This window comes from Priestia sp. TSO9 (genome assembly GCF_021029645.1).
Lineage (GTDB): Bacteria > Bacillota > Bacilli > Bacillales > Bacillaceae_H > Priestia > Priestia megaterium_E.
The window spans coordinates 887,971-901,096 of the sequence record NZ_JAJEKD010000015.1 but is presented as its reverse complement, the minus strand read 5'-3'; the positions used below and the strand labels follow the sequence as shown (position 1 = coordinate 901,096).

The 13,126-nt window shown below is 39.3% G+C and carries 12 protein-coding genes and 1 riboswitch; of the genes, 10 read left to right on the top strand and 2 right to left on the bottom strand.

Annotated features, from left to right (window positions below; translation table 11 throughout):
* The first annotated feature begins 138 nt into the window (after positions 1-138).
* Positions 139-1,413: a S1C family serine protease gene (locus LJC66_RS19890; protein ID WP_013084577.1), complete on the top strand. Its 1,275-nt coding sequence runs from the start codon at positions 139-141 to the stop codon at positions 1,411-1,413.
* Positions 1,410-2,312, top strand: coding sequence for a peptidylprolyl isomerase (locus LJC66_RS19885; protein ID WP_230933407.1), 903 nt, complete (start codon positions 1,410-1,412; stop codon positions 2,310-2,312). The genes LJC66_RS19890 and LJC66_RS19885 overlap by 4 nt, the downstream gene beginning before the upstream one ends.
* 473 nt (positions 2,313-2,785) lie before the next feature.
* On the opposite strand, the gene LJC66_RS19880 is transcribed toward LJC66_RS19885, so the two are convergent.
* Complete coding sequence (locus LJC66_RS19880; protein WP_195696127.1) at positions 2,786-3,241, bottom strand: Lrp/AsnC family transcriptional regulator; 456 nt, start codon at positions 3,239-3,241, stop codon at positions 2,786-2,788.
* A gap of 120 nt (positions 3,242-3,361) precedes the next feature.
* Here LJC66_RS19880 and LJC66_RS19875 point away from each other — a divergent pair, with 120 nt between their 5' ends.
* From LJC66_RS19875 to LJC66_RS19860, 4 genes are all read left to right on the top strand, one after another.
* Positions 3,362-3,820 (top strand): carboxymuconolactone decarboxylase family protein, encoded by a 459-nt coding sequence (locus LJC66_RS19875; protein ID WP_195696128.1) that lies wholly within the window; start codon positions 3,362-3,364, stop codon positions 3,818-3,820.
* Positions 3,821-3,935: 115 nt separating this feature from the next.
* Positions 3,936-4,080: riboswitch (cyclic di-AMP (ydaO/yuaA leader) on the top strand.
* A gap of 124 nt (positions 4,081-4,204) precedes the next feature.
* Positions 4,205-4,864 (top strand): potassium channel family protein, encoded by a 660-nt coding sequence (locus LJC66_RS19870; protein WP_013058591.1) that lies wholly within the window; start codon positions 4,205-4,207, stop codon positions 4,862-4,864.
* Between the two features lie 3 nt (positions 4,865-4,867).
* Positions 4,868-6,187 carry a TrkH family potassium uptake protein gene (locus tag LJC66_RS19865; protein ID WP_230933406.1) on the top strand — a complete coding sequence of 440 codons (1,320 nt, stop codon included), beginning with the start codon at positions 4,868-4,870 and terminating at the stop codon, positions 6,185-6,187.
* A gap of 325 nt (positions 6,188-6,512) precedes the next feature.
* The gene (locus LJC66_RS19860; RefSeq protein WP_016765202.1) at positions 6,513-6,593 is read left to right on the top strand and encodes a YjcZ family sporulation protein; all 81 of its coding nucleotides are present in this window, start codon (positions 6,513-6,515) and stop codon (positions 6,591-6,593) included.
* A 188-nt stretch (positions 6,594-6,781) separates the two neighbouring features.
* Here the strand turns inward: LJC66_RS19860 and LJC66_RS19855 are convergent, their stop codons facing one another.
* Entirely contained in the window at positions 6,782-6,868 is an 87-nt protein-coding gene (locus tag LJC66_RS19855) for a YjcZ family sporulation protein (RefSeq protein ID WP_016765201.1), read from the bottom strand.
* Positions 6,869-7,042: 174 nt separating this feature from the next.
* Here LJC66_RS19855 and LJC66_RS19850 point away from each other — a divergent pair, with 174 nt between their 5' ends.
* From LJC66_RS19850 to LJC66_RS19835, 4 genes are all read left to right on the top strand, one after another.
* Positions 7,043-7,540: a tetratricopeptide repeat protein gene (locus tag LJC66_RS19850; RefSeq protein ID WP_230933405.1), complete on the top strand. Its 498-nt coding sequence runs from the start codon at positions 7,043-7,045 to the stop codon at positions 7,538-7,540.
* A gap of 409 nt (positions 7,541-7,949) precedes the next feature.
* Positions 7,950-10,028 (top strand): gamma-glutamyltransferase, encoded by a 2,079-nt coding sequence (gene ggt / locus LJC66_RS19845; RefSeq protein WP_230933404.1) that lies wholly within the window; start codon positions 7,950-7,952, stop codon positions 10,026-10,028.
* 508 nt (positions 10,029-10,536) lie between these two features.
* Positions 10,537-11,436 carry an arginase gene (gene rocF / locus LJC66_RS19840; RefSeq protein WP_013058586.1) on the top strand — a complete coding sequence of 300 codons (900 nt, stop codon included), beginning with the start codon at positions 10,537-10,539 and terminating at the stop codon, positions 11,434-11,436.
* A 230-nt stretch (positions 11,437-11,666) separates the two neighbouring features.
* Positions 11,667-13,100 carry an amino acid permease gene (locus LJC66_RS19835; RefSeq protein WP_043978423.1) on the top strand — a complete coding sequence of 478 codons (1,434 nt, stop codon included), beginning with the start codon at positions 11,667-11,669 and terminating at the stop codon, positions 13,098-13,100.
* Positions 13,101-13,126: the final 26 nt, after the last annotated feature.

Sequence of the window (13,126 nt, the reverse complement as noted above, 5' to 3'; positions counted from 1 at the left end):
GTACCCGCTATTATACTACGTGTTTGCTGTTATAAAGAAATTTTTCACAATTTCACACATTGTTTTGATACTTATCCCAAACTTTTATTTTATAGTATAGATAACATAAAATTTGCTACGTTAAAAGGAGTGTTTTTCATGGATCCACGTGATTATGAAAGAGAGCAAGAACGAAAAGAAGAATACGAAAATCGCCAGCAGCGCTACGATCAGTATCAGCCTGCGTCATCATCACAGCCTCCAAGAAGACGCTTATTTCCAGTGATTGCATCTTCTATCGCCGGAGCAGTACTTGGAGGAGGAATTGTGCTATACGGTGCTCCCCAGCTGGGGTTAATGGATTCAGCTGATACGCAAACAGCGAATCAAACAACGCAGACTCAAACGGCAACAACAACGAGCACAACGCCTCGAACAGTAAGCACAACCGTCAATCAGTCAGATCTTGTTTCAGTTGTAAATAAAGTATCAGCTGCTGTTGTAGGCGTGAACAATATTCAACAGCAAACAAATCCATTTTCTGGAGATACCCAAACGCAAGAAGCAGGAACGGGTTCCGGTGTTATTTTCAAAAAAGAAAATGGAAAAGCATACGTTGTGACCAATAACCACGTTATTGACGGCGCAAGCGAAGTAGAAGTGTCACTTTCAAACGGACAAAAAGAAAAAGCTAAAATTGTCGGAGCTGACGCGCTAACGGATTTAGCCGTGCTTGAAATGTCTGACAAAAATGTAGAGCAAGTCGCGAAGTTCGGGAAATCATCGGATTTAGTAGCGGGTGAAACGGTGCTTGCAATCGGAAATCCTCTTGGTGAACAATTTTCTCGTACGGTCACACAAGGTATCGTGAGCGCAGCAAAACGCTCTGTCCCTATTTCAGAAAATTGGAACGTAGATGCAATTCAAACGGATGCGGCGATTAATCCAGGAAACAGCGGCGGTGCCTTGATCAATTCTTCCGGTGAAGTAGTGGGCATCAACAGTATGAAAATTTCAGAAGACAATGTAGAAGGCATCGGCTTTGCTCTTCCAAGTGATGAAGTGCAGCCGACGATTGAACAGCTGATGAAAAACGGAAAAATAACGCGTCCATATATGGGGGTAGGTCTTCAAGATGTAGGTCAGCTTTCAGCTGCAACAAAACAAAACCAGCTAGGCCTAACAAGCGATACGTCTGAAGGAGTTGTCGTAACGACGGTTGAACCATTCTCTTCTGCTTCTGATGCAGGTTTACAATCAAAAGACGTGATTGTTGCCATTGATGGAAACGAAGTCAAAACATCCAGTGATTTACGTCAATATCTATACACAAAACGCAAAGTAGGAGACACGGTAAAATTAGACGTGTATCGAAATGGAAAAAAACAAACCATTTCTCTGAAGCTTTCAGAACAGCAGGATAACAATGGATGAGTTCAACACCGTTAAAGCTGCTGCTAGCAGTATTAACAGCGTTCGTATTTTTAACCGGCTGCGGAGAGCAGCATTCAAACACGATGTTTCCTTCTGTAGAAATTAGTCAGCTATCTTCTACCAAAGAACTGGCAGCGTATGAGGGAGGCAAGGTGACAGGAGCTGAATTCAACCGTTTTTTAGCCGTTGAAGGGTTCTTAAACCCAGATGCTCCGCTAAATGATACAAGCTACCGCAAAGAGTTATTGCGGCAGCTTGTTATGCAAAAAATTTTAATTTCGCATCTGAAGACAAGCGATAAAGTACAAAAACAAGTCGAGGATATGTGGAAGCAAATTAAACGCTCATATGACGAGGATACAAGAAAACAAGGTTATGAAGTGTTAAATATTCGTTCTAGTGATGTAACCAACCAGCTAACAAATCAGTTTAAATTAGAAGAATATTTCCGTAAACAAATTACGTCTGATGAACTAACTGCTTACTATAAACATATTGAAAACGATCTAACGCGCGTATCTTTTACGCAGCTGGCTTTTTCCACTTTACATGATGCCTCTGCCGCTGCGGCTGAACTGCAAAAGGGAACATCTCTTCAAAGTGTTCAAAAAAAATTTGCTGATGTCCAGACAATCAGCAAAATAGAGAATGCTGATAACCTAAAGCTTTCAAGTCTATCTTCCTCTTTTATAGATGTTTTAAAAAAACAGCACATCGGAGAGAGTAGTGAGCCCATTAAAATGGGTAAAGTCTATTATATTCTTATTTTAAAACAAAAAGATAAAAAAACGGAATCAGAAGTCAAAGAAGAAATGATGAAAGAACTTGTTTTGAATCATATCAACCGGTATATCCAGGATGAACTGCCAAGGTTTCACGTGACTTTCAACCTTAGGTAGTTCCCTTTTATATAGATTGATTGTTTTCAAAAAACAAGCAGGTAAAAGAGCTTTCTATTAATAGAGAGCTCTTTTACATTTTTAAGTAGACAGAAATGTCGGCACCTGATAAAATGAAGTTGTAAAACTTTCATTATTCGGAAAATTTATACCCTCCAGCTTTGGAGGGTTATTTTTTATGCTGTTGGACGAATAAAAGAGGCTGGGACAAAAGTAGTTTCGTTAAAGGGAGATTCGAACGCGTTTGATTCTTGATGGAGAATCAAACGCGTTCGGTTTTTTCTTATTGACAGGGTAAACGTAGGTTTAATCTATTTATTTGTTTCTGGCTGTTGATTAGAGGGCAAGGCGAAGACTCCTGTGCGGAAAGCGAAGCCTGAAACGAAAATCAACAGCAGTGTCAAAAGTGATTCATACGAGCTTATTGATTCCATTGTTTGCTTTTAGATTGGATTGCTTTCGTTACGTTTCAATCACTTTTCATCTTTTAAATGACTCAATAATGCAGGAGCCATCTCCACGTGAGAAAGAGCGATATGTGAAATCGTTTTGGCATAAGGTGTAATTTCGTTAATAAATTGTTCGAGTACGTTCAGGTGAGGAAGCTGAAGCTTTGTAATAAAGCAGGCTTGCCCGGCGATGCGTTCACAGAATAAAGCGTAGGGATACTGAGAAATAAATCGTTTAAAACGCTCGTGCTCGCCGTTTTTCATCGTTACTTCAATAAAACACGACACGGGCAAATGTAGCTTTTCATAATCAATATCGATTGTATATCCTTTTATAATGCCAAAGCTCTCTAGCTGGCGTACTCGCTCTGCCACCGAAGGAGGAGACAAATTAATTTGTTTTCCTAGCTCTCGTAAAGAAAGGCGGCTGTTTTGCTGCAGCGCCTGCAAAATCGATAAATCAATTTCATCAATTTTCAATTGAAAACCTTCTTTCTTATTAACGTTTCATTTGATTAGTAATAATAGATAAGATGTTTTATATGTAATCTGAAATTCCCATTTTTCTTACTATAATAATTAAAAAGGAGTGAGTAAAAAATGGCAAGAGTTTTGTTAGCAAACGAAGAGGGAACAAATTTTGAAAAAGCATTGAATTTAATTCCGCATGTAAAAAGATTGTATGATGAGCTTTACGACACGCTTTGGAACAGCGATATAGTAGAGAGAGAGACCAAGGAAAAAATGAGGCTTTATCTAGCAGGTGTTAACGGCTGTGAGACGTGTATGAGCATGTCATATGTAGGCGATGAGACGCTTAATCAAAAAGTGTTAAGAGAAAAAGAGCTGGAAGAAAAAGATCGACTGCTGTTTCGATTTATTGATGTGTACCGAGTGCGTCCAAGGGAGTTGACCGATGCTGACATGGATCAATTAAAAAAATTTTACAGTGATACGCAGCTGTTAGAGCTTTTGGCTGTTATTAATTTATTTGATCAATTTCACAAAATGATTGTCAGTTTAGATTTATATGATTTTTGCAGCTTGCAGCGCAAGTGAGGCCTTCGCTAAAAATATCTTGACAGACAAAATTCACAGGAGTAAGATAGCTTTCGTGAAGTGAAACGTATCATGAATCGAATCGATTATTCTAAAAAATAGATCAAAGACATTTGAATAAAAATCGCTTAATCCATTACGGAGCGGAGGACCCATTATTTACGCACATATTGTGCTCCGGGGTGAATCCTTAAAAAGGTAGGGTTACTCTTAAAACCCGAACCCGACAGCTAACTTCGCAAGCGTTTTGAGGGGGAAGAGTGTGAAAAAACACAGGAGCCTTCCTGTGTTTTTTTGCGCTTTTTTTAAGAAAAAGATGTAATTTTTTAGAAAAAGTATAAGCTAAGAGAACACACAGCAGTTGAAGAAAGGAATAAATACATTATGAAAAAACAGTTTGCTGTATTGGGATTAGGTCGTTTTGGAGGCAGTTTGGTTGAAGAGTTTGCAAATCTGGATGTGGATGTGCTCGCTATTGACCGCAATCAGGAGGTAGTAAATAAATTTAGCAACTCAGCTACATATGTTGTGCAAGCAAACGCGATTGATGAAGCTAGCTTAAAGGGGCTAGGTATCCGCAATGTTGATCATGCGCTTATTTCGTTTGGGGATGATATCGAAGCAAGCGTGCTCGCAACGATGCTTTTAAAAGATATGGGCGTTAAGCAAGTATGGGTAAAAGCGGTGAATATGTATCATCAAAAGGTACTGGAGAAAATAGGAGCGGACAAAGTCATTCATCCTGAGCGCGATATTGCTAAGCGTATTGCTCATCACGTGGTGTCAGAAAAAATCATTGATTACATTGAACTGTCAAAGGATTATAGTATTGTCGAAATTGTCGCTTCTAAGAAACTTCATAATAAAACGCTGTTTGATTTAAACATTCGTGCCAAGTACGGCTGCAATATTATCGGCTTTCAGCGAAAAGACGGGGAAATGGTGATTTCGCCTACCGCGCATGAAATAATTGAACAAGGAGATATGCTGATTGTTATCGGACATAACCGCGATTTGAACCGTTTTGAAGAAGAAGGAGTTTAACTCATGAAAAAACAAATCATTAAACTCACTCCTCCGCAGCTGCTTGTCTCCATTTTTGGCGGAGGAATTATTATTGGTGCTCTTCTATTGATGATGCCTTTTTCTACTACCGAGCCAATCCGATGGGTAGACGCCCTTTTTACATCTACTTCCGCTATGACAGTGACCGGCTTAGCCGTCGTAGATACAGGTACGCGTTTTACCGTCATCGGTCAAACGATTATTATGCTGCTAATTCAAATAGGCGGTCTTGGCATTATGTCATTTGCCGTGTTGATTTTTATAATGCTAGGTAAAAAAATTGGCTTTAAAGAGCGCGTGCTCGTTCAGCAGGCATTAAATCAAACGAGCGTCGGCGGAGTTGTCCTGCTAGTTAAAAGGCTGTTTATCTTTTCATTTTTAATTGAATTTGTTGCACTTATCTTTTTAGCAATACGCTGGGTTCCGGAATTCGGATGGTCTAAGGGGCTGTTCTTTAGCTTGTTTCATTCAATTTCAGCTTTTAATAACGCAGGGTTTGGACTACTGTCGGATAACTTAGTGCAGTATGTTGGAGATCCTATTATTAACATAACGATTTCTTTTTTGTTCATCATTGGCGGGTTAGGGTTTACCGTTCTTGCTGATATGTGGGTGAAAAAATCGTATAAAAAACTAACGCTCCATTCAAAAATTATGATTGTCAGCACGTTTGCCATTAATGTGATTGCCATGCTTTTTATTTTTTTCTTAGAGTACAGCAATTCGCATACGCTCGGAAGTTTATCATTAGGAGACAAAGTATGGGCTTCTTATTTTCAAGCGGTAACGACAAGAACCGCTGGATTTAATACAATCGATTTAGCTCACCTGCATGACGCAACGGTCTTTTTAATGGTCTTATTAATGTTTATTGGTGCAGGAAGTGCGTCAACAGGAGGCGGTATCAAACTCACGACGTTTGTGGTGATTATTTTTTCTGTATGGGCATTTTTACGAAGCCGGGAAGATATTGTGCTATTAAAGAGACGACTTCTTCCTCTTCACGTGTTTAAGGCACTAGCCATCACGATGATTTCAATTATGTTTGTATTTGGGGCCATTTTCCTGTTAAATATTTCGGAAAACCTGCCGTTTGTAAAAATTATGTTTGAAGTTGTTTCTGCGTTTGGAACAGTAGGTTTATCAATGGGAGCAACTCCTGAGCTTTCGTACTTTGGACGCGTAATTATTATCTTTATCATGTTTTTAGGAAAAGTGGGGCCATTAACGCTTGCGTTTTCATTATCTAAGCAAAAGCGCGAAGCCGTTCGTTATCCAAATGAAGATATAATGCTAGGGTAGAAAAATCGCCTTCGATGAGGCGATTTTTTATATTATTTATACGTTCAAGACATATAAGAAGTTACGCACAAAACAGTTGCGATGAATAAAAAGAAGGCAAAGACAAGAACACTGGGCAATTTGGAATGTCGGCGCATTAAAGATCCCCCTTTTTTATAGTAAAAAAATCTCTTACTATATATAACGAAAGAAACAAAAATATGATTCACTTTTTTGACGAAATTTGAAGGTTTTTCTCGTTAAAAAAATCCGCACCCCTGTCCTAAACATTTTGCCAAGCTGTTGCATACACTAAAAGCAGATAACAGGAAGTGAGGGATGGTACGTGGGAAAACAAAATTTTGCGTTAATCGTTGTGTTATTTGTTTTACTTGTTATTGTAGGTGCATCTGGCTTTCGCTTTTAAACGTTAACTTTATTTGCGCATAGCTCCCGTCAAAAAGGGCATACTAGGCGGAAGTAAAAAACAAAAATTTCTTCAATATTGCCGAACAATGAGTTCCTCTACTCATTCATCTAATCGGTATGTAGCCATGCGAAAGCATGGTTTTTTTTGAAATAAGAGGATGAATGATGTTCATCCCCTCTAAAAAATTAGTAGTAGCAAGAACATCCTACGATTACTAATAGAATAAATAAAACAACGATAAATGAAAAACCAAAACCGCCTTTTGCGCCCATATGTGTAACCCCCTTTAGTAAGAGTCTCTATATCCTATGTACTAATTGGGTTAAGTGATTGAGAAATTTGCCTATTTTTTAACGGTAACGATCTTTTGAGAAGACTGAAGAACACTTACTTTTTTCATTTGTGCAGAAATCCTTTATGATAAAGAGGAAAAGGAGGGCAAAGTGGTGGGAATACATGTAGAATACGTCATGAATCAGCTAGAAGAGGGTAAGTGGAAAGAGATCAAACGTGAAATTCAACAAGAAATGAAGAAAAAACCTCAAGCATCTGATTTGTACTGTTACTTAGCGGTTTGTTTAGCAAAGCAAATCGAAGAATCAATTATTTTTGAAAAAATGGTATTAAATTTAGAAATGGACCGAGCTCTTCATCAGGCACTAACATTAAATCCATCTTCAAGCTTGGCGCACTTCGTTCGAGGAATAAAATACCGGGAAACTCCGCTTATGTTTGGAGGGGATTACGAAAAATCGCTATCTTATTTGCAGCGGGCGCGAGATCTTGGTTTTGAAGGGATTATGCTGCCGCTCGAACTCGCCAAAACCTATATTCAATTAAAAGAAATGGAAAAAGCAAAAGAACAAATCGCCTATGCCCGGGAAATCAATCCTACTCACGGAGATATTAAAAAAGTCGAAAACATGCTGCAAACAGGACGGTGAATCAAAAGTCCTGTTTTATTTTTGGTTTTAAGGAAACATATGCTGATTTTCATAAAGAATTGCTTTTTATATAACAATAAGAATATTTGTAAAAATTTTAAGAAGTGCATGTAAGTCCAACGACTTCTTAACTGCTAGATTTTCTACATTATTAGAGCGTTCAGTCTACATAATTCCAAAAATAGTAAGAAACTATCAGCCTATGGATAAATTGTTAGAAAATATAGATAATTGTAAATGGATAGAGAAAAAAGTTAAACATGCGACTAATTAAAAAAGCAAAGGTCTGATTTACTTTGCTTTTTATTTATACACATATGTAAAAAATATTATAATAAACCAATTTATTCTTTGTGAAATCCATCGTTTCAGGCGATGTGAAATAATGTATTTGAAGGAGGAGACCCAGATGAAGGTTATGAAGATGTTGGTTATTGCATTATGTAGTTTAAGTTTAGTTGTCACACCAGCTGCTGCTGAAGTTCCGGGTGTCGACCATTCAATGAAACGAGGTGCTACACAAGGAATTGTAGCGGCATCTCACCCGCTGGCTGCTGAAGCGGGAAGGAAAGTTTTAGCTGAAGGCGGAAACGCTGTGGACGCGGCAGCTGCCATTCAATTATCTCTAAACGTTGTGGAACCGATGATGTCAGGTATCGGCGGCGGCGGCTTTATGATGATTTATGAAAAAAAGAAAGATAAAATTACGATGCTAGACAGCCGTGAAATGGCACCAACTGATGTTACGCCTAAGCTGTTTTTAGATTCAAAAGGAAAAGTCATCCCTTTCAGTAAGCGTCACATAACAGGAAAGGCAGTTGGAGTTCCTGGTACGCTAAAAGGAGTAGAAACAGCCCTTAAAGATTATGGAACAATGGACTTATCAGATGTTATTAAACCAGCTATTACTCAAGCAGAACAAGGAATCAAAGTAAATTGGTCGATGGCTCAGTACATTGATGAAAATGTAGACAAGCTTGAAAGATACCAAACGGCCGGTAATGTATTTGTGCCGAATGGCAAGCCGTTGAAAGAAGGAGATAAGCTTGTTCAGCCGGATCTTGCTAAAACATTAAAGCTTATTCAAAAAGAAGGATCAGATGCTCTTTATAAAGGAGAAATTGGAAAAGCGCTTGTTAAAGAAGTTCAAAAACGCGATGGAAACATGACCATGGATGATTTGAAAAATTACGTTGTAAAAGAACGTGAGCCGGTCAAAACAACTTACCGAGGCTACGATGTGGTTAGTGCGGCTCCTCCTAGCTCCGGCGGATTAACCGTGCAGCAGATTTTAAAGCTAATGGAAGGTTATGATGTAGAAAAAATGGGTTCCAATACGCCTCAGTATTTGCAGCATTTAACGGAAGCGATGCACTTAGCTTTCGCGGACCGCGCGGCGTATATGGCAGATGAAGACTTTTACGAAGTGCCGAAAAAAGGACTGTTAGATGAAGATTATATTAAAGAACGTCGTAAATTAATTAATCCAAACAAAGCAACGCCTAATGTCAAAGAAGGAGACCCTTGGAAATATGAAGGAAAAGAAAATCCAAATAAAGCAACAGTAAAGGAAGAAAATCCAATCGGCCAAACGACTCATTTCTCTGTTGTAGACAAATGGGGAAACATGGTTTCTTACACGACTACCATTGAACAAGTTTTTGGTTCAGGAATTATGGTTCCTGACTACGGATTTATGCTCAACAATGAAATGACAGATTTTGATGCCACTCCGGGAGGCGTGAACCAGGTTGAGCCTAAAAAACGTCCTCGAAGCAGCATGTCTCCAACGATGCTGTTAAAAGACGGAAAGCCGTTCATGGCAATTGGTTCACCGGGAGGCCCAACCATTATTGCGTCTGTAGCAGAAACGATTATGAATGTTATTGACCATAAGATGCCGATTCAAAAAGCGATTTTAACACCTCGTATTTATTCAGGCGGCTATCCAACCGTAAGATGGGAACCTGGCTTTAGCCAAGATACAATTCTTGAAATGATGGCTAAAGGACATGCGTTTGAAGAAAAGCCTGAGCATATTGGAAACGTTCAAGCGGTTATCTATGACTATGAAACGGGGAAAATGTACGGAGGCGCTGATAATACGCGCCAGGGCACGGTATTAGGAGTAGACGCAATTAAATATGTATCCAAACAGCCAAAACCAATTAAAGAAGAGAAAAAAGGAGAATTTACAGTTGAAGTCAACCGTGCCGTTTATCCATTTACTGATAAGCAAGTGAAGCTGATTGATGGAAAGCCTTACGTTCAGTCTGATCGCCTGCTGTTAGGCTTAGGCGTCATTGATTCGAGTGACTTAAAGCTGTATACACCAAATCATCACTCTTATTTATCAGTTATCAAAGTAGCCAAATCACTTGGCTACAAAGTGAAATGGGATGACGAAAAGAAAGTGGTCTCATTAGAAAAAGATCCTGGTGAAGACGATGCCGGCGATGATGAAGACGGAGACGTTATTACAAATTAAAAAAGAAACTGGGACAAAAGTATTTTAGGTGAAGAAAAATCCGAACGATGAATTGAGATTCTTGATGAAGAATCCAACTCGTTCGGATTTTTTTATTGGTATGGCAAACGTAGGTTTTCAGTGTGTAGTTACTTCTAGCTGTTGCACGGAAATCAACAGCGGTGTAACGAGCGATCCATACTCGCTCCTTTATTCCATTTGTTCATCTTTAAATTGAATGGATTTTGTTATGTCGCAATCTTTTTTTATGAAAGCAAATAAAATTGGCGATTTTAAACCGAACGACAAAAAAATTTGCGTGTTTTGCCAAAAAGTTGTAGAAACTGACAGTTTTTTTGGCGTGTGTAAGAAAACCCGTAATAAAAAGACTGATAGAATGCTACAAACAAAGTTGGCATCATTTTTGCATAAGAAATAGATGAGGGGCTGTATCAATGAAAAAAATACATAGTTACATAAACACCTATGTTTACTTCACACAGAATAAAATGCAACGGAGGTATAGAAAATGAAAAAAGACATTTCAATTATCGGTGTACCAATGGATTACGGACAAACAAGAAGGGGTGTAGACATGGGGCCGAGCGCGATCCGCTATGCAGGCATGAATACACGCTTAGAAGCTCTTGGCTATACCGTACACGATGAAGGCGATATTAAAGTAGAAATTAAAGAGCGGGCAGACGTAGATAAAAATACGAATTTGAAAAACTTAGCGGCTGTAGCCAGCGGAAATGAACAGCTTGCTGCAAGAGTTGAAGAGGTGAGAGAGCAAGACCGCTTTCCGTTAATATTAGGCGGAGACCACAGCATTGCAATTGGAACGCTTGCAGGAGTCGCAAAAGGTTCAGAAAATTTAGGCGTTATTTGGTATGATGCTCACGGTGATTTAAACACAGCTGAAACATCCCCATCAGGCAACATTCACGGCATGCCGTTAGCGGTGAGCTTGGGTATTGGACATCCTGTACTTTTAAATATTGGAGGGTATACCCCAAAAATTAAACCTGAAAATCTGGTTATTATCGGTGCACGCTCATTGGATGATGGTGAAAAAGAGTTAATTAAAGAAAAAGGAATTAAAGTGTATACCATGCATGAAATTGATCGTTTAGGTATGACGCAAGTGATGAAAGAAACGATTGATTATTTAAGCGGTACAGACGGCGTGCACCTGTCGCTGGACTTAGACGGCTTAGATCCGGATGATGCACCAGGCGTAGGTACACCTGTAAAAGGCGGCATCAGCTACCGAGAAAGTCATTTAGCAATGGAAATGCTAGCGGAAGCAGATATGGTGACATCTGCTGAATTTGTAGAAGTGAACCCTATTTTAGATCAGCATAACAAAACTGCAGAAGTAGCGGTTGCGTTAATGAGTTCATTGTTTGGCGATAAGCTTTTATAAGAAAGAGCTACTTATAGGTATCGTGTAGAAGAAAATCTGTTATGATCAATAAACGGTCATGCAGGGCTAATCGGCTGCCATCCTCGCTACGGGGCTGGCGCCATTTGAAAAACATCCGGCATTAATGGACTTCAGCCATGAAGAGCTACCTAGTAAGCGGCTAGAAAAACAAAATAAACCTAAAAAAATGAAAGCGATTTCATTTTTATGCAGCAAAGGGAGGAAATGGGATGAATATTCCACAGGGGCAGCCAGGAGAATTAAAAAGAACGATGAAAACAAGACATCTTTTTATGATATCACTAGGAGGATGTATTGGTACCGGTTTTTTTCTTGGTTCAGGTTATACCATCAATGAAGCAGGTCCGATGGGAGCAATGATTTCCTACTTAGTAGGAGGGATCATTATGTATCTAACGATGCTGTGTCTTGGAGAATTATCCGTTGCTATGCCAGTTGCAGGATCGTTTCAAACGTACTCCACTAAATTTATCGGCCCTGCAACCGGTTTTGCGATTGGATGGCTGTACTGGCTAGGATGGGCAGTAACGGTGGCACTTGAGTTTTTAGCTGCCGGGCAATTAATGCAAAGATGGTTCCCAGACTCGCCCGTTTGGTTATGGTGCGCCATTTTTGGAGCGTTAATTTTTTCACTAAATGCACTTTCAGCTAAAGCATTTGGTGAAACAGAATTTTGGTTTTCAAGCGTTAAAATTTTCGCCATCATTATGTTTATTGTTGTAGGCGGAGCGGCAATGTTTGGACTCATTGATATGAAAAGCGGACAGGAAGCACCGCTTCTATCAAACTTCTTTGCCGAAGGGCTGTTTCCAAATGGCGTAACGGCTTTGCTAATTACAATGATTACGGTGAATTTTTCGTTCCAAGGAACAGAATTGATTGGAATTGCGGCAGGGGAAAGTGAAAATCCAGAAAAAACAATTCCAAAAGCGATTAAGCAAACGGTTTGGCGTACGCTTTTCTTTTTCGTCTTATCCGTGTTTGTCCTAGCAAGCATGATTCCTCGTGAAAAAGCAGGCGTCGTAGAAAGTCCGTTTGTTGTTGTGTTAGACAGTGTAGGTGTACCTTACGCGGCGGATATTATGAACTTTATCATTTTAACTGCTCTTCTTTCAGTCGCAAACTCTGGATTTTACGCGGCTACACGTATGCTTTATTCTCTTTCAAGAGAAGGAATGGCAAGTCCTGCGCTTGGAAAAGTTAACAAAAGAGGAGTTCCGTTTAATGCACTATTAATTACGCTTGTAATTTCATGTTTTTCGCTGCTTTCAAGCGTAGTGGCAGCTAAAACCGTTTTTGTATGGCTGATTTCACTAGCTGGACTTGGCGCTCAAATTGGCTGGATTGCGATTACAGCTTCACTGCTTGCGTTTCGTCGTGCTTACGTGGCTAAAGGTGGAAAAGTAGAAGATCTGAAATTTAGAACACCTCTTTATCCGGTTCTTCCTATCGTAGCGCTTATTACGAACTGTATCGTTATGATCAGTCTTGCATTTGATCCTGAACAGCGAATGGCGTTATACTGCGGAGGTATTTTCTTTATAGGCTGCTATGTTTATTATTATTTGAAAATTCGAAAACAAAATCAGTCAAAACAAGAGCAAGAAGTTCAGCTTGCGGAAAATAAACGAATGATTATTTAACATAAAAAACCCGGAAAAGCACGATT